Source organism: Polynucleobacter sp. UK-FUSCHL-C3, from assembly GCF_040409815.1.
GTDB lineage: Bacteria > Pseudomonadota > Gammaproteobacteria > Burkholderiales > Burkholderiaceae > Polynucleobacter.
Window position 1 is genome coordinate 192,474 of sequence record NZ_CP099959.1, and the last position, 16,252, is coordinate 208,725.

16 protein-coding genes and 1 pseudogene are annotated in these 16,252 nt (G+C 46.9%); 9 read left to right on the plus strand and 8 right to left on the minus strand.

Annotated features, from left to right (window positions below):
• Positions 1 to 41: 41 nt before the first annotated feature.
• Positions 42 to 1,229 carry a ribonucleotide-diphosphate reductase subunit beta gene (locus tag NKE59_RS01040; RefSeq protein WP_353439022.1) on the plus strand — a complete coding sequence of 396 codons (1,188 nt, stop codon included), beginning with the start codon at positions 42 to 44 and terminating at the stop codon, positions 1,227 to 1,229.
• Between the two features lie 336 nt (positions 1,230 to 1,565).
• Entirely contained in the window at positions 1,566 to 1,952 is a 387-nt protein-coding gene (locus NKE59_RS01045) for a histone (protein WP_353439961.1), read from the plus strand.
• A gap of 64 nt (positions 1,953 to 2,016) precedes the next feature.
• On the opposite strand, the gene NKE59_RS01050 is transcribed toward NKE59_RS01045, so the two are convergent.
• From NKE59_RS01050 to NKE59_RS01080, 7 genes and pseudogenes are all read right to left on the minus strand, one after another.
• On the minus strand, positions 2,017 to 2,967 hold the full coding sequence (locus tag NKE59_RS01050) for a carbohydrate kinase family protein (protein WP_353439023.1): 951 nt from the start codon (positions 2,965 to 2,967) through the stop codon (positions 2,017 to 2,019).
• A gap of 12 nt (positions 2,968 to 2,979) precedes the next feature.
• Positions 2,980 to 3,663, minus strand: a complete 684-nt coding sequence (locus NKE59_RS01055; RefSeq protein WP_353439875.1) for a DUF3426 domain-containing protein — start codon at positions 3,661 to 3,663, stop codon at positions 2,980 to 2,982.
• 24 nt (positions 3,664 to 3,687) lie between these two features.
• A pseudogene (gene prmA, locus NKE59_RS01060) lies at positions 3,688 to 4,596 on the minus strand (50S ribosomal protein L11 methyltransferase); the annotation flags it as partial.
• A 26-nt stretch (positions 4,597 to 4,622) separates the two neighbouring features.
• Complete coding sequence (accC, locus tag NKE59_RS01065) at positions 4,623 to 5,990, minus strand: acetyl-CoA carboxylase biotin carboxylase subunit (RefSeq protein WP_353439024.1); 1,368 nt, start codon at positions 5,988 to 5,990, stop codon at positions 4,623 to 4,625.
• A 20-nt stretch (positions 5,991 to 6,010) separates the two neighbouring features.
• A complete protein-coding gene (gene accB / locus NKE59_RS01070; protein ID WP_353439025.1) occupies positions 6,011 to 6,481 on the minus strand; it encodes an acetyl-CoA carboxylase biotin carboxyl carrier protein in 471 nt (156 codons plus the stop codon).
• 24 nt (positions 6,482 to 6,505) lie between these two features.
• Positions 6,506 to 6,967: a type II 3-dehydroquinate dehydratase gene (aroQ, locus tag NKE59_RS01075; RefSeq protein ID WP_353439027.1), complete on the minus strand. Its 462-nt coding sequence runs from the start codon at positions 6,965 to 6,967 to the stop codon at positions 6,506 to 6,508.
• Positions 6,968 to 7,148: 181 nt separating this feature from the next.
• Entirely contained in the window at positions 7,149 to 7,676 is a 528-nt protein-coding gene (locus tag NKE59_RS01080; RefSeq protein ID WP_353439028.1) for a TlpA disulfide reductase family protein, read from the minus strand.
• A 25-nt stretch (positions 7,677 to 7,701) separates the two neighbouring features.
• Here NKE59_RS01080 and mpl point away from each other — a divergent pair, with 25 nt between their 5' ends.
• From mpl to mtgA, 6 genes are read left to right on the plus strand one after another with little or no spacing between them, the layout of a single operon-like run.
• On the plus strand, positions 7,702 to 9,129 hold the full coding sequence (gene mpl / locus NKE59_RS01085; RefSeq protein ID WP_353439031.1) for a UDP-N-acetylmuramate:L-alanyl-gamma-D-glutamyl-meso-diaminopimelate ligase: 1,428 nt from the start codon (positions 7,702 to 7,704) through the stop codon (positions 9,127 to 9,129).
• Between the two features lie 2 nt (positions 9,130 to 9,131).
• Positions 9,132 to 9,860, plus strand: a complete 729-nt coding sequence (locus tag NKE59_RS01090) for a beta-ketoacyl-ACP reductase (RefSeq protein WP_353439032.1) — start codon at positions 9,132 to 9,134, stop codon at positions 9,858 to 9,860.
• Positions 9,860 to 11,866, plus strand: a complete 2,007-nt coding sequence (locus NKE59_RS01095; protein ID WP_353439033.1) for an RNB domain-containing ribonuclease — start codon at positions 9,860 to 9,862, stop codon at positions 11,864 to 11,866. The genes NKE59_RS01090 and NKE59_RS01095 overlap by 1 nt, the downstream gene beginning before the upstream one ends.
• A gap of 8 nt (positions 11,867 to 11,874) precedes the next feature.
• Positions 11,875 to 12,729, plus strand: coding sequence for a TonB family protein (locus tag NKE59_RS01100; RefSeq protein ID WP_353439035.1), 855 nt, complete (start codon positions 11,875 to 11,877; stop codon positions 12,727 to 12,729).
• A complete protein-coding gene (gene aroE / locus NKE59_RS01105; protein ID WP_353439036.1) occupies positions 12,726 to 13,622 on the plus strand; it encodes a shikimate dehydrogenase in 897 nt (298 codons plus the stop codon). Before NKE59_RS01100 ends, aroE begins: the two co-directional genes overlap by 4 nt.
• Positions 13,623 to 13,627: 5 nt before the next feature.
• A complete protein-coding gene (gene mtgA / locus NKE59_RS01110; RefSeq protein ID WP_353439038.1) occupies positions 13,628 to 14,335 on the plus strand; it encodes a monofunctional biosynthetic peptidoglycan transglycosylase in 708 nt (235 codons plus the stop codon).
• A 34-nt stretch (positions 14,336 to 14,369) separates the two neighbouring features.
• On the opposite strand, the gene pyrF is transcribed toward mtgA, so the two are convergent.
• Positions 14,370 to 15,233, minus strand: coding sequence for an orotidine-5'-phosphate decarboxylase (gene pyrF / locus NKE59_RS01115; RefSeq protein WP_353439040.1), 864 nt, complete (start codon positions 15,231 to 15,233; stop codon positions 14,370 to 14,372).
• Positions 15,234 to 15,273: 40 nt separating this feature from the next.
• Between pyrF and corA the strand changes: the two genes are divergently transcribed.
• Positions 15,274 to 16,245, plus strand: coding sequence for a magnesium/cobalt transporter CorA (corA, locus tag NKE59_RS01120; protein ID WP_353439041.1), 972 nt, complete (start codon positions 15,274 to 15,276; stop codon positions 16,243 to 16,245).
• Positions 16,246 to 16,252 lie beyond the last annotated feature (7 nt).

A 16,252-nucleotide genomic window follows, 5' to 3' on the forward strand; every position in this document is an offset into this window, starting at 1 on the left:
CTTGCTGTAATTAAGTCTATAGGAAGAATTAGGAGAAGATTATGTTGAACTGGGACGATGAAGTTGCACCCGCGTTAGCGAAGGCGGGCTTTGCCCCGCCCCCATCGATGCCTGTGCCCCCAGCGCAGCCACAGTTAGCACCTGTTCAAGCGGATAGCGTTGCTATGGCACCGCCAGCGCAACCAGTCAAGCCTGTTGCAGAAGCGATTGAGCGGCGTGTGAACGTTGCCGATAAACGGGTCATTAATGGCACGACGGACGTTAACCAATTGGTGCCATTTAAGTACAAGTGGGCTTGGGAGAAGTATCTAGCAGGTTGTGCAAACCATTGGATGCCACAAGAAATCAATATGAACCGCGACATTGCCCTATGGAAAGACCCCAATGGGCTTACAGAGGATGAGCGACGCATCATCATGCGTAACTTAGGATTTTTCGTTACTGCCGACTCTTTGGCGGCTAACAATATTGTTCTTGGTACCTATCGCCAAATTACTGCCCCAGAGTGCCGCCAATATCTGTTGCGTCAGGCTTTTGAAGAGGCTATTCATACTCATGCCTATCAGTACATTGTTGAGTCTTTAGGCCTTGATCAAGCTGAAATCTTCAATGCTTATCACGAAGTTCCCTCGATTCGGGCTAAGGATGAGTTCCTAATCCCCTTTATCGATGTACTCACAGATCCTGCTTTTAAGACTGGAACTTTGGAAAATGATCAAAAATTGTTGCGCTCTTTGATTGTTTTTGCCTGTGTGATGGAAGGATTGTTCTTTTATGTTGGTTTTACGCAAATCCTCGCAATGGGTCGCCAAAACAAGATGACTGGTGCAGCAGAGCAGTATCAATACATCCTGCGCGATGAGTCAATGCACTGTAATTTTGGGATCGATTTGATTAACCAAATCAAGCTGGAGAACCCACAGCTATGGACTTCTGCGTTCAAAGAGGAGATCCGTAGCATCTTTGAAAAAGCGGTTGAGTTGGAGTATCGCTATGCCGAGGATACGATGCCAAGAGGGGTGCTTGGATTGAACGCGCCAATGTTCAAAAGCTACCTTAGATTCATCTGTAATCGCCGATGCATGCAAATAGGACTTGACTCCATGTATCCAAATGAAGAGAATCCATTCCCATGGATGTCAGAAATGATAGATCTGAAAAAAGAGAGAAACTTTTTTGAGACCAGAGTGATTGAGTATCAAACCGGTGGTGCGTTAAATTGGGAGTAGACATAGCCTAAATTAGCGCCCCGTCCGGCAAACATAGGAGATAGGACGGTTGATTAGTACTCGCAGTCGATTAAAACAGGCACAAATGCGAAAACCCAGCGTACAGGGTGACCGGATCTCTTTCCCCATTTTTTTTACCCCATTTAAAAAGCCGCTTCCTGCAAAGGTTGCGGCTTTTTTTCCAAGATTCATTAGCGTGCAGCAGCAAGTTTCAAGCCGCGCGCCGATGAATAGCTCGCTCGTTTCCTATATGGCACCGCAAGGTGCTCTACAGAGTAATGGTCGGGTTTTCTTAAACAGTAGTTTGTTCTAATCCTCACGTGAAGGAGAATCACTATGGCAATCGCCAAAAAGAAGTCTGCTGCAAAGAAACCAGCTGCTAAGAAAAAAGTAGCTGCTAAGAAACCAGCTGCCAAAAAAGCAGCTAAGAAGCGCCCAGCTGCCAAAAAAGCAGCAAAGCGCCCAGCTGCCAAAAAAGCAGCTAAGAAGCCTGCCGCTAAAAAAGCTGCTAAGAAAAAAGTAGCTAAAAAGCGTCCTGCTGCTAAGAAGAAAAAAGCTGCCAAGAAAAAGCCTGCTAAAAAAGCAGCTAAGAAAAGGCCTGCTGCCAAAAAGAAAGGGGCTTCTGTAAAAAAGCCCGCGGCTAAGCCCGCCGTTGCTGAATCAGCGCACACTGCGTTGAACCCGGCTGCGGCTTGGCCTTTTCCTACAGGCAGCCATCCCTAAGCGAAAGCTGAACGGACAGTTGAGCTAGTACTGATGGGGTCCTTCGGGACCCCATTTTTATGGCTTAGAAAGAATAGCCAAAGGCGTCTTTAAAACGCGCCATGATCTCGGAGCGGGGGGGTTGATGATTTTGGGGCCCTTGATGAGCGATTTTGATTGAACCCATTAGGCTGGCAAGTCTTCCCGTGGTCTCCCAATCTAATGTATTTTCTAGACCGTAGAGTAGTCCCCCGCGGAATGCGTCACCGCAACCGGTTGGATCAATCACTTTTTCCGGTCTGACCGCGGGTATGGCAATACTTTTGCCATCAGCATAGATTTGTGCCCCTTGCGCCCCTTTGGTCACAATCAGTGCTTTTACTTCCTTAGCAATTTGATCTAAAGATAGGCCAGTGCGCTGACAAAGCATTTCACCTTCATAGTCATTCACGGCAACGTAACTGGCAAGCTTTACAAGTTCGAGAAGCTCTTGACCATTAAACATTGGTAAACCTTGGCCTGGATCAAACATAAAGGGTACGCCTGCCTCTACAAATTGGTGACAATGCTCCCACATACCAAGCCGTCCATCAGGCGCTACGATACCGAAGTGTGGACTCGCGGAACCAAGAGTGCTAAGGCAGTCTGTAACGCGATTGAGGTGAGAGTGATTCATGGCGCCTGGGTGAAAGGCAGTAATTTGGTTATTGGCCATATCGGTTGTGATCATGGCTTGTGCAGTGAAGGTCTCATCCAGTTTCTTGACATGGGATCGGTTCATTCCAAGATCATCAAGGCGCTGAAGGTAGGGCTCGGCATCTGCCCCAACCGTTGCCATTACCAAAGGCTCACCCCCTAGTAGTTTGAGGTTGTAGCCAATGTTCCCTGCGCAACCACCAAATTCTCGGCGCATGCTAGGTACCAAAAAGGCTACATTCAGAATATGAATCTGATCGGGCAAGATCTGATCTTGAAAACGACCTTCAAAGGTCATGATGGTGTCGTAGGCAATAGAGCCACAAATGATGCTAGCCATAAATACTTTCTGTCATGGATTGGTGGGAGATTGAGTGGGATATGCTACACGCAGGCGATAGCCTGCGGCATTCGAGGGAACTTGAAGGGGGATTGATAGGTTAAATACCTCTCCCGCTGATGCGCCGGTTAATAAAAAATCAGGATGTGTGCTTTGCCAGGTCTTCGGAAGCCACTCTTCAGGAGAGAGCAGTATGCGGACAATGGTTTTCTCATCCGCATCGGTCAAAATGAGTTCGAGTCCAGGAATGGCGATGGGGAGAGCTAAGCGGTTTTGTAACTCGATTTGTAACATCGATTGCGCGGCTGGCAAGCCAGGATCACGGTTGTTTATTTCTGCAATGCCTAGATTGGCCGATATAAAGCGCCATGCTTTGAAATCAGAAATAGCCTTACGATCACATGGAATCAATTCACATAAAAAGTTATCGATCGTTTGAACGGCTTTGAAAGCAGATAACCCGGTTGAGTTAGGACTGCCATCCATGCTTGGGGCAAGCGCATGAAGCATAGGCATTCGCCAGAACGCTGTAGCAAATGGATAAGCGATCAAAAGTACTGCTAGTCCAGCCAATAATTGTTTTTTGATAGAAAGAGGCTTTTTTATGAGGCCCGATTTTGTAACGATATGTTTCAATCCTGAGCCAGATAATTTTTTTGGTTCGTCATGAATCGATCGTGGGGAGCTAAACGCCATATTTTGAGCTTTAGGGCTATATTTACCGATTAGGCATACCCAACCCTCATCGATACCCCAGACAGAGAGTTGAAGGCTGTTCTGATAGCTTGCAATCACCTCATCAACTTGACGCTCTAATATTCCGGACAGAACGAGTTGACCGCCTGGTTTAAGGCGTGCAATAAGAGCTGGTGCGAGCACCTGCAAAGGGTTGGCCAAGATATTTGCAATCACTACATCAAATACTTGATTGCCAACGGCATTCTCGATATCGTCCGGCAATTGAAATTGAATCCGCGTTTGGTTTTGTTGAGCATTTGTTCTGGCTGATTCAATCGCCTGTGGATCAATGTCTGTACCGAATACTTCCCCAAAACCAAGTTTGAATGCTGCGATCGCTAGGATTCCGGAGCCACAACCATAGTCTAAGAGGCTCTGACTGTTTAGTGCAGATTCTTGGCTACATTGTTCCAGCCACTCTAGACAGAGTCGGGTGGTGGGATGGCTACCAGTTCCAAATGCGAGGCCAGGATCAACTGCTAAGCAAATGGCATCCGGATCATTAGGCGTTTGATGCCAGGACGGAACAATCCAGATTCGCTTACCCACGTGGATAGGCTCAAATTGACTTTGGGTTAAACGAACCCAATCCTGATCTGGAACGATGACTTCTTGAGGGGGGGTTACTGAAAACCCAGCTTCCTTGAGTTCGGCAACTAAATCATTAAGGGGTAGATCCAGATCTTTACTAAAGAGAGCTTTGACACTCGAAAGATCCCATGCTTGTACCTCTGGTGAAAGGCCGGGTTCTCCGTAGAGGGGATTTTCATCATATCCGCCGGCAGCTGCATCTTCCACCGAAACTGAAAGAGCGCCAATTTCGATTAGGGCATCACCTAAGGGCTCAGCAATTTCAGCACCTACCGTAAATTGGAGTTCGCGATACGGCATCTAAATTAGAGAATCAAAACAAGTAATTATTTCTTGCCGCGAGTAGCTGACTGCTCCTCAAGACGTTGCTCAAGATAATGAATGCTCGTGCCGCCTTCCACAAATTTTGAGTCGAGCATCAGTTCCCGATGTAGCGGTACATTCGTCTGAATACCATCAATCACCATCTCTGAGAGTGCAATACGCATTCTACGAATAGCTTGTTCTCGAGTCGCCCCATAGGCAATCAATTTCCCAATCATCGAATCGTAGTTAGGTGGCACCATGTAGCCGCTGTAGGCATGAGAATCAACTCGGATTCCAGGGCCGCCTGGCATGTGCCAGGACTGAATTCGCCCTGGGCTTGGCGTGAACTTGAAGGGGTCTTCAGCATTTAAACGACATTCGATAGCATGCCCTCTAAAGATAACATCGCGTTGGCGAAAACTAAGTTTTTGCCCAGCCGCAATCTTAATTTGCTCCTGCACAATATCAATACCCGTAATCATTTCAGTAACTGGATGCTCAACCTGAACGCGCGTGTTCATCTCAATAAAAAAGAACTCGCCGTTTTCATATAAGAACTCAAACGTACCGGCACCCCGATAGGCAATTTTTTTACAAGCATCAGCACAGCGCTCACCAATCTTAGCAATTAGTTTTCGATCAATACCTGGTGCTGGAGCCTCTTCGATAACCTTTTGGTGGCGACGTTGCATGGAGCAATCACGCTCACCAAGCCAAAGGGCATTGCCGTGTGTATCAGCTAACACTTGGATCTCGACGTGGCGTGGCTTTTCCAAGAACTTTTCCATATAAACCTCTGGATTACCAAAGGCTCGTCCCGCCTCTTCGCGGGTCATATTTACGGCACTTAAAAGAGCTGCCTCGGTATGAACTACGCGCATCCCACGACCACCACCACCACCGGCTGCTTTAATGATGACGGGGTAGCCAACGCGTTTAGCGGTCGCAATAATTTCTTTGGGGTTATCGGTGGGTAATGCTCCTGCCGAACCGGGCACACAGGGAACCCCGGCCTTGATCATGGCATTCTTAGCAGAAACCTTATCACCCATCAGACGAATGGATTCGGGGCGAGGACCGATAAATGCAAAACCCGATTTTTCAACACGCTCTGCAAAGTCTGCGTTCTCTGATAGAAAGCCATAGCCTGGATGAATTGCTTCAGCATCAGTTACCTCTGCAGCAGAAATGATGGCCGGCATATTAAGGTAGCTCTGACCAGAGGGGGCTGGCCCGATGCAAACCGCCTCATCGGCAAGCTTTACATATTTAGCCTCTTTATCGGCAGTGGAGTAAACCACCACGGTCTTGATACCAAGCTCACGACAGGCGCGCTGGATGCGTAGGGCAATTTCGCCGCGATTAGCGATGAGGATTTTGTCAAACATGATTTGGGCTTTGGTGTGGATTAGGCGATGATAAAAAGAGGTTGATCGAATTCAACACCTTGACCGTTTTCACATAGAACTTGTTTAACGATGCCCGCTTTCTCAGATTCAATTTCATTAAGGAGCTTCATTGCTTCAATGATGCACAAGGTTTGCCCAACCGTTACGGTGTCGCCTACATTGACAAAAGCAGGTGCCTCGGGGTTTGGTGAGCGATAGAAGGTTCCAACCATCGGCGATTTTTGGGTAAAGCCTTCTGTCGCCACGCTGGGTGCAGTAGCAACAGCGATAGGGGCGGGGGAGGAGGGTTCTAGCGGTATCGGTGCCGCCATGACAACGGTGCTGGGGCTAGAGCCAGCATAAGTACTTGCAGTTGGGCCGCCCCGTGTATTCACAATACGAACTTTATCCTCACCCTCGCTAACTTCTAGCTCTGAAATCCCTGAATCTGAGACTAGATCGATTAATGTCTTTAGTTTTCTTAAGTCCATGCCAAACCTCGTATTGAAGGATGTTTATGTGGAAGATAGTTTGTGTTGAATCGTATTGAGGGCAAGTTCATATCCATGAGCCCCTAAGCCGCAAATAACACCCATGGCTAAATCGGAAAAGTAAGAATGCTTGCGGAACTCTTCGCGCTGATGGATATTGGATAAATGAACCTCAATAAAAGGAATCGCAACCCCAGCAAGAGCATCCCTTAGGGCAACACTGGTGTGAGTAAAGCCCCCTGGATTAATGATGATGAAACTAACCCCATCTTTTTTCGCCTTTTGAACGCGATCAATGAGTTCGCCCTCATGGTTGCTCTGATAAGTCTCTAAGGAAATATCAACCTGTTTTGCTAAGTCAGCCAGTTTTTTATGAATGTCTTCGAGGGTAATTGTGCCGTAGACCTCTGGCTCCCTCATGCCTAATAGATTTAAATTAGGCCCCTGGATTACAAGAACCGATCGATTAACAGAATTTTTTTGCATAGATCGCTACAGTTATTGAAAAATATCACTAAATTTAGGTAGGAACTAAGGTAAATAGTGAAAGATGAAGTATACCCTTAAGGTCTGCGGATTCCCAGAAAAAAGCAGTTTTAGGTGGAAATAAGGCATAAATGGCTTAAAAAGACCAACCGAAATTTGAGCTAAGATTCATGATCTTTCTTTAAATAACGTCTTTTATCATCTTTCTAAGCTCATCTTCAGATATCTTACCTAATTTACGGCTTTTAATCTCACCTTTGGAGTTGATGACCACAGTAAATGGTAGGGCCCCAGAGGGATTGCCAAGCATTTTATTAATCTCATTCCCGCCAAGCCCCCCTAAAACAATAGGATAGGAAATGATCGTTGTTTCTATAAATTGACGAATATTAGAGGGTGAATCGATGCCGATACCGACAATTAGCATATTTTTAGGGTCATATTCCCCTTGAATTTTGTCTAAAGCAGGCATTTCTTCGACGCAGGGTGGGCACCATGAAGCCCAAAAATTGACGACTAGGACCTTATTTTTCCAATCCACTGTTGAAATTGGCTTTTGGTCTGGCGAAAACCATTCCCGTTCAAAAAGTGCCTTGACAGCCTCATGCGAGGCCGAGCCAACGCTTGTTCTCCAGTTAGCTATGAGGGCGCCAGCGGCAGCTGCAATGATGGCGATACTGCCACCGAGTAAAAATTGACGACGGTTCATGGAGCTCCTTGGCTAAAATCCTCGCATGCATATACATATCTTGGGCATTTGCGGAACCTTTATGGGTGGGATAGCGGCAATTGCCCGTCAAGCAGGTCATCAAGTGACCGGTTGCGACGCCAATGTTTATCCTCCCATGAGTACTCAGCTTGAGGCCCAAGGAATAGAACTGATCGAAGGATACTCTCCCGATCAATTACAACAATTTAAATCGAAACCAGATTTATTTCTAATTGGCAATGTGGTGTCGCGTGGTAATCCTCTGTTAGAGGAGATCCTAAACCAAGGACTGCCTTACACCTCTGGTCCGCAGTGGTTGGGCGAGCATGTTTTAAGGGGTCAACACGTCATGGCGGTTGCTGGTACTCATGGCAAAACCACAACAACTGCGATGCTCACGTGGATATTGGAATTTAATCAACAAAGCCCAGGTTACTTAATTGGTGGGGTCCCTTTAAATTTCACGGTATCGGCTCGCCTTGGGAAGGGCGCTTACTTTGTGATTGAGGCTGATGAGTATGACACCGCCTTTTTTGATAAACGCAGCAAGTTTGTTCACTATCGACCACATACTGCAATTCTTAACAACCTAGAGTTTGATCACGCTGATATTTTTCCAGATATCACGGCTATTGAGGCCCAATTTCATCATCTCGTTCGAACTATTCCTCAAAAAGGTTTGGTGATTACAAATTCTATGGAGCAATCGCTAGAGCGAGTGATTGAGCGTGGCTGCTGGAGCCCATTAGAGCGTTTTGGAGAAAAGATAGGCGATTGGTCAATGGTAGACCTGCTGAATGCAGAAGGGAAGCCAGGTGCTGATTTTGCAGTTCTACAGAGAGGGCAAAAATGCGCTGAGGTCCATTGGGCAAGCAACTCTGGGGTGATGGGCAAGCACAATCAAATGAACGCTCTAGCTGCTATAGCAGCGGCAAACCATATTGGTATTCATCCGGAAGATGCTGCGAAGGCGCTGGCTGAGTTTAAGAATGTGAAACGGCGTCTTGAGTTAATTGGTATTAAGAATCATATTCATGTTTATGATGATTTTGCGCATCATCCCACAGCGATTGCAACGACACTCGATGGTCTTCGAAAGCGGGTCGGTAATGAACGTATCCTAGCAGTATTAGAGCCTCGTTCTAATACGATGAAGTTAGGGGTTATGAAATCACAACTCCCGGAGAGCTTGCACGCTGCTGATTTGGTCTTTGCATATGGCGCAATTAGTGGCAAGGATGCTCTGGGCTGGGACTTGCAAGAGGCTATCGCTCCTTTAGCGGAGCGCGGTAAAAGTTTTCAGGATTTAGGTCGCCTCGTAGAGAGTATTTGTACATCTGCAAAACCGGGCGATCATATTTTGGTAATGAGTAATGGTGGCTTTGGTGGTGTGCATCAAAAAATATTGCAGCGCTTGTCTGAAGTAGAAATCAGAAACAGTAAAAAGGAGTAGTGATGCGATTACGCAATAAAGTGGCTTTAATTACAGGCGGTGCTAATGGCATTGGTTTTGCTACCGCCAAGCGCTTTGATGAAGAGGGTGCGAAGGTCATACTGACGGACCTTAATGCGAATGCGGTCAAAGAAGCGGCATCTCAACTGAAGCAGGCCGAGCCCCATGTAATGAACGTTACCGATCGCGCCAGTATTCAAGCGGTGGTCGATGAGGTGATTGCCAAGCATCAGCATATCGATATATTGATTAACAATGCGGGCATTACTCAAGATGCCCGCTTGGTCAAAATGACTGAGCAGCAATTTGATGAGGTGATTGATGTCAACTTAAAGGGTGTATTTAACTGTACGCAAATTATTGTTCCCCACATGCTTGAGGCAAAAAAAGGCTCGATAATCAACGCTTCAAGCGTAGTAGGTTTATATGGCAATTTTGGGCAGACCAATTACTCAGCTTCTAAATTCGGCGTAATTGGATTTACCAAGACTTGGGCAAGAGAGTTTGGTCAGAAGGGCATTCGCGTCAATGCAGTTTGCCCAGGTTTTATCGCCACAGAGATGGTGAAGGCAATGCCAGAAGATATTTTGCAAGGGATTGAGAAGCGGTCGTGGATGTCGCGCCTGGGATCCCCCGAAGAGATAGCCAATGTGTACCTCTTTTTAGCGAGTGACGAGTCAAGTTATGTCAATGGAGTGACCATTGAAGCCAGCGGTGGGATTTCTCTCTAATGCATCTTCTGTATGAGGAGGGTGGCGATATACGTGCGGCTACCGTTTTATCTTCCTCGGGCTCTGGTGATACGCAGTCTTGGCAGGTTAGTGCACTATCGGGCAAGCATCTTAAGATTAAGGCAAAAGAGGTATGGCTAGAATTTGAAAAGCCCGACGCACAAACGCTCATTAGCAACGCCAATCAATTGGCCCAAACGATTGATTTACAGTTGTTATGGGATTGCGCACCGGATGAAGAGTTCTTGTTTTCAACGATAGCTAAAGAATACTTCGGAGATGCGGTATCAACCGAACAACTCGTCGCCTTGGCCATTGCATTACAAGGAGCCCCCGTCTATTTTCGTCGCAAGGGCCGCGGAAAATTTATGCGGGCTCCGCTTGAGCAACTCCAGGCCGGTTTGGCTGCGATTGAGCGCAAGCGGAAAGAATTAGAACAGCAAGCGTTGTGGCAGTCAGACCTTGTGGCGGGCCAAATGCCTGAGGCATTGCGACCGCAGGTGAATACATTGCTATTCTCGCCTGATAAAAACAGCCTTGCGTATAAAGCCTTTAGTGGAGCTTGTGATCAGACCGGCGAGCATCCAGCCCAGTTAATGATGCGTTGTGGGGCATTGGATTCCCCCCTGACTTATCACCATGGACAGTTTTTGCGCCAGCATTTTCCGGGCGGGGTTGGATTTTCGGCAGACTTCAGTATTGCACCGGATGCATGGAAAACATGTATCGAAGGCTTGCCCACTGCCCAAGTGCGGGCGTTCTCAATTGACGATGCAAGTACTACGGAGATTGATGACGCTTTATCTCTAACGCCTATTGAACACGGGCATTATCGATTGGGTATACATATCGCTGCACCAGGTCTATTGATACAGAAGGATGATCCATTTGATCAAGTGGCCCGCCAGCGAATGTCTACCGCCTACTTTCCGGGCAATAAGATCACCATGCTCCCAGAAAGCTTTATCCATTATTTTTCTTTAGACCAAGGAAAAGTTTGTCCAGCAGTTTCTCTTTATGTAGAAATCAGTGCTCAGGGAGAGTTATTAGATCAATTACCTGAAACCAAGATAGAGTTAGTTCCCATCGAGGCCAATTTGCGTTTAGATGATCTGGAGGAGAGTGTCAATGAAGAGTCTTTGATGGATCCCGCCGCAGGCCTACCCTATCAAAAAGAGTTATCCATCCTTTGGAACTTGACCAAGTTTTTACATAGCAAGCGCCAAGAGCAACGTGAAAAAAATGGCTTGCGGGTTGAGCAACTCGGTATTAGTGATACCAATGCCTTAGCACGAGACTTTAATTTCCATATTAGCGCTGATCAAAGTGTCGTAGAAATAGAGCCACGCTTACGCGGTTCTATTTTGGATTCGATCGTTGCAGAATGCATGATTTTGTGTAATCGCATTTGGGGACAGCAGTTAGCAGAGCACGGCCTGCCCGCTCTATTTAGAACCCAAAAGGGTTGGGGCCCTCAGCGTACACGTATGCAAACAACTCCGGGACCTCATGAGGGCTTGGGCCTTGATTTCTATGCATGGTGCACATCCCCCTTGCGACGCTATTCTGATTTATTGAATCAATGGCAATTAATAGCACTCGTCCGAAATGGAGTAACCGCAAAGATGGTGGCACCATTCTCGCCTAAAGATGTGACCTTGATGGGGATTGCGGCTGACTTTGAGAACGTTTATCAACACTATGGCGAGCACCAAGATCGAATTGAAAAATACTGGTGCTTACGATGGCTTTCCCAGCAAGGCTTGCCCAAGTTAATACATGCCCGTCATCTTAAAGAAGGAATGTCCCGCCTTGAGCCTATCCCCTTGCATTTACCGATTCCTGAGCTGGCCAATCAAGCGAGGATGGCTCGGGCTAAGATTGAGGTTATGGATATCGATCTATTGCAATTGACCGCTGCCGCTCGTTTGGTCGAGATTGAAAGCCTTCCCGACCTAGGCGAGCCCGCAGCCTCTAATGAAATTGCAATGGGCTCTTCAGAGTGAACCTCACTATGAACCTGGCCCGTCCGCCTATCCTTATCCGCCCCTTGTGGATTGCCTTAGCTCTTTCTCTGTTAGTCCACGTCTTACTTTTGGGTCATCGCTGGTTTGAGGCGCAGGAACAGGATCGTCGCCTAAGTACACCATTAAGCGTTGTCCTAGTAAATGCTAGTACTAAATCGCCACCTCAAAACGCACAGAAGCTTGCCCAAGCAGATCTCGATGGGGGTGGTTTGACCATTAATCAAGATGCCAGCGCGATGCATCGCGCGCGTTTGGGCGCAGATGCAAAATTGGAAGCACTTGAGAAACGTCAAAAGCAGTTGCTGTCTAAATTAGAGGCTGATAAAAAACAGGCTTCCGGTAAACGAAGTGGGGAAGAGGCTAAACAGATTACAGAAATGAATGCTCTAGAGGCTGAGTTAGCAAAACGTCTTAGCCCCGAGGGGCGATTACCGCGGCGGGCAGTGTTAAGCGCTAGTAGTACAAAGACCGTGGCCTTTGCGTATTACTACGATGCTATGCGCCAAAAGATTGAGGCCTATGGCAATACTTTCTTTCCGAGAGTGCAGGGGCGTCCTATCTATGGAAGCTTAGTTTTAACAGTCAGTGTCGATGCTGAAGGCTATATTGCTACAAATAGTAAGGGACGCGAAGGTATTGAGGTAAGCCGTTCATCAGGAGTTCGGGAGTTAGACCGTCAAGCGATTGCGATTGTGCGAGCGGCCGCACCATATGGCCCCTTTCCTCCAGAGATGCGTCGGCAGCTCGACATTTTGGATTGGGTCTCTACTTTTGAGTTCACACGCGACACCAAAGAGCAATCTGGAAACCGTTTTGAATTAAAGAATGGCATGAATCAATGAGTGCTTATCCATTTCTGTTGCGATTAGAGCCCGAGCTTTTTAAAGATAGGGATGTGTATGCTGTCTTTGGCAATCCCATTATGCACAGTAAATCCCCTTTAATTCATGAGCAATTTGCTCGTAATAGTGGACAACGTATCAGTTATATCCGTATACAGCCCGAGCTCGATCAATTCGCCAAGATGCTTGCTGCTTTTTTTCAAATGGGCGGTAAGGGCGCCAATGTAACAGTCCCTTTCAAGCTCGATGCTTTCGTCCAATGTCAGCAATTAAGTCCACGCGCCAAATTAGCGGGTGCTGTTAATACCTTATGGCTTGAGAATGGTCAATTGATTGGTGACAATACGGATGGAATCGGCTTGGTCCGTGATTTGCAGTCACAGGGTATTGGGCTAAATAACAAACGTGTATTGATAGTAGGCGCCGGTGGCGCCAGTCGCGGCATCATTGGCCCTATTCTGCAAGAAGTGCCAAATAGTCTGGTGGTGGTAAATCGGACCATTCATAAGGCCGAAGAATTAGTTGCTACATTTAAAAATCTTGCCAATTCCTTGGCGGTGGATTTAGAGGCCTGGTCACTCTTAAAACTAGAGCAAGATAATGTGCCTTTGTTTGATTTGGTTATTAATGCAAGCGCAGCCGGCTTGGAACAGCAAAGCCCATTGAGCGATTTGGCCGCAAAGCATGTATTCCAGTCCAGTTGTTTTGCCTATGATTTACTTTACGGCAAGATCACGCCTTTCATGCATCAGGCTCTGCAGAACGGCTGTCGGGTTAGTGATGGTCTTGGAATGTTGGTGGAGCAAGCAGCAGAAGCATTTATTCTTTGGCGCAAGCTGAATATAGAGTCGCTAGGAACACGCCCAGTCCTTTCGAGTCTGCGAAAGGCTTAGGCCCCATGCGGTGGCTGACCTATTTCTTAAAATGCATTGCTTGGGGATTTGTTTCGATCCAATTGTATTTTGTAGTGCAAATTACATTATGGATCTTTATTAATCCAAGTAGCACCGCTTTTCAGAGGGCAGAGCATTGGCGACTATGTCAGTTTAGTTTCACTTGCCCGATTCAACATCGTTGGGTTCCTTATGCACAAATTAGCAATGATCTCAAGCGCGCAATTTTAGTGAGCGAGGACGATATCTTCTTTATACATCCAGGCGTTCGAATTGAGGATATGCAAAAAGCTTGGGAGAGAAATCAAAAAGCAGGCAGTAAGGTCGTGCGCGGCGGGTCCACGATTACTCAACAATTGGCTAAGAACTTATTTCTCTCCTCAGAGAAGAATTACTTCCGCAAGACTCAAGAGCTAATCGTTACGGGATTATTGGAACTTATTTTATCAAAACAACGAATCTTAGAAATCTATATGAACTCGGTCGAGTGGGGCGAGGGTATTTTTGGAGTTGGTGCTGCTACCCAACATTACTTTGTGAGCACTCCCAAAAATATTACCCGTGATCAAGCTGTCTCTTTGGCATCCGCCTTGCCGGCACCAAAATGCTTTGATAAGAGTAAATATTGCAAACGAGGCAGCATTGACTTTAGTGCTCGCCAACAATTTATCTTGGAGGGTATGGACCGAATTGCTCTTCCCAAGCCAAAATAGAAAAAATCCAGCGGCTTAGTTTCTGACTGGATTGTTACTTTAGTTTTACTTGGGCAGTACGCAGCGCATTGCGGGTCTCTTGCGCAACCCCTCTCGCAGCGCTCACATAATCGTCACCTGAGCTGGCATACAAAATTGCACGAGAAGAATTAATCATCATCCCGATACCTGGACGCTTAGAAATTGCACCAGCCATCACAGTAGCCTCAATATCGCCACCCTGTGCACCAATTCCAGGAATTAATAGAGGCATATCGCCCACAATCGATCTAACTTTGGCAATTTCTTGGGGATAGGTTGCACCAACCACCAGAGCAACCTGACCGGATTGATCCCATTCTTTTGCGAGCTGGGCCACCTTTTCAAAGAGAGCCCCATTATTCCCAACATGAAGGTTTTGCAGATCGGAGCCACCGGGGTTAGAGGTTCTGCAGAGAATGATTACTCCCTTGCCTGCATGTTGCAAATAAGGCTCAATCGAATCCTTGCCCATATAGGGATTGACCGTTACTGCATCGGCCCCATATCGTTCAAAGGCCTCTAGGGCATAGTGCTCCGCAGTACTGCCAATATCTCCACGTTTGGCATCCAAGATAACGGGGATATTGGGGTACTTGGTTTTGAGATGAGCGATTAGCTTTTCGAGTTGGGCCTCGGCCCCCTGAGAGGCAAAGTAGGCAAACTGTGGTTTAAAAGCACAAACCAGGTCTGCGGTCGCATCGGCAATTGTCTGACAAAACTCTAGGATGGCTTGAGGCTTACCGGCTAGGCAGGATGGGAATCGCTTGGGGTCTGGGTCTAGCCCCAAACAGAGCATGCTGCCCTGTGAAGCCCAAGCAGCCTCAATCTGATCCCGAAAGGACCCACCCTTTTTTGTCACATGTAATGAACTGTTCATAGTGCATAGGATAAACTAGCGCATTCGTCGGGAGTTCACCATGATCAACTTGTTCGTCCTACAAAATGGCCGTCTATCGCAAGAGCAAGTCGAAGATCGCAATGAACTACTTCAGCACCATAATCCTATTTGGATTGACGTCATCGACCCGGAAGAGGAAGAACTCCTCTGGATCAAAGAAGCTTTTGCAGTTCAACTGCCAGAACTGGATGATTTAGGTGATTTGGAAGCGTCTGCTCGTTACTTTGAGGCAGACGATGGGCATCTGCATATTCGCACTGATTTCTTGTTAGACGAAGAAGACACATCACGCAACGTGAGGGTGGCTTTCGTATTAACCAACCAAGTTCTTTTCTCCATTCACGATGAAGACTTACCAGTATTTAGGCTCGTTCGTCTTCGTGCGCGGTTACGCCCAGGCTCTGTTAGTAATGCCAAAGATGTTCTCCTGGATTTGTACTCAACCGATGCTGAATACTCGGCAGACGCGCTTGAGGAGGTTTATGAAAATCTAGAGCAAGCGGGTAAGCGCGTCTTATCTGAAACTATTACCGATGCCGATGCCGCAGGTGTTCTAGAGACGATTGCGACTGAGGAGGATACCAATGGCCGCATTCGTCGTAACGTAATGGATACTCGACGCGCCCTCTCATTTCTAATGCGCAGCAAATTACTCTCAGATGAGCAGCAAGAAGAGGCTCGTCAAATCTTACGCGATATCGATTCCTTAGAAAACCATACTGCATTTTTGTTCGATAAGATCAACTTCTTAATGGATGCAACCGTCGGCTTTATTAGTTTGAACCAGAGCAAAATTATTAAGATCTTCTCTGTGGTTTCGGTCGCCCTAATGCCGCCCACCTTGCTCGCTAGCATTTGGGGTATGAACTTTGAGTTTATGCCCGAGTTAAAAGAGACCTGGGGTTATCCGGCCGCCATCATCACCATGATTATTTCAGCGATGATTCCATTGGGGTACTTCCGCCATAAAGGTTGGCTTAAGTCTAATTAAGAGTCAA

Coding starts and splice junctions, on each gene's coding strand:
- mpl (WP_353439031.1), top strand. CDS start 7,702: ATGCATATACATATCTTGGGCATTTGCGGAACCTTTATGGGTGGGATA.
- NKE59_RS01095 (WP_353439033.1), top strand. CDS start 9,860: ATGCATCTTCTGTATGAGGAGGGTGGCGATATACGTGCGGCTACCGTT.
- pyrF (WP_353439040.1), bottom strand. CDS start 15,233: ATGAACAGTTCATTACATGTGACAAAAAAGGGTGGGTCCTTTCGGGAT.
- NKE59_RS01045 (WP_353439961.1), top strand. CDS start 1,566: ATGGCAATCGCCAAAAAGAAGTCTGCTGCAAAGAAACCAGCTGCTAAG.
- aroQ (WP_353439027.1), bottom strand. CDS start 6,967: ATGCAAAAAAATTCTGTTAATCGATCGGTTCTTGTAATCCAGGGGCCT.
- NKE59_RS01055 (WP_353439875.1), bottom strand. CDS start 3,663: ATGGCGTTTAGCTCCCCACGATCGATTCATGACGAACCAAAAAAATTA.
- accC (WP_353439024.1), bottom strand. CDS start 5,990: ATGTTTGACAAAATCCTCATCGCTAATCGCGGCGAAATTGCCCTACGC.
- corA (WP_353439041.1), top strand. CDS start 15,274: ATGATCAACTTGTTCGTCCTACAAAATGGCCGTCTATCGCAAGAGCAA.
- mtgA (WP_353439038.1), top strand. CDS start 13,628: ATGCGGTGGCTGACCTATTTCTTAAAATGCATTGCTTGGGGATTTGTT.
- accB (WP_353439025.1), bottom strand. CDS start 6,481: ATGGACTTAAGAAAACTAAAGACATTAATCGATCTAGTCTCAGATTCA.
- NKE59_RS01100 (WP_353439035.1), top strand. CDS start 11,875: ATGAACCTGGCCCGTCCGCCTATCCTTATCCGCCCCTTGTGGATTGCC.
- NKE59_RS01040 (WP_353439022.1), top strand. CDS start 42: ATGTTGAACTGGGACGATGAAGTTGCACCCGCGTTAGCGAAGGCGGGC.
- NKE59_RS01080 (WP_353439028.1), bottom strand. CDS start 7,676: ATGAACCGTCGTCAATTTTTACTCGGTGGCAGTATCGCCATCATTGCA.
- NKE59_RS01050 (WP_353439023.1), bottom strand. CDS start 2,967: ATGGCTAGCATCATTTGTGGCTCTATTGCCTACGACACCATCATGACC.
- aroE (WP_353439036.1), top strand. CDS start 12,726: ATGAGTGCTTATCCATTTCTGTTGCGATTAGAGCCCGAGCTTTTTAAA.
- NKE59_RS01090 (WP_353439032.1), top strand. CDS start 9,132: ATGCGATTACGCAATAAAGTGGCTTTAATTACAGGCGGTGCTAATGGC.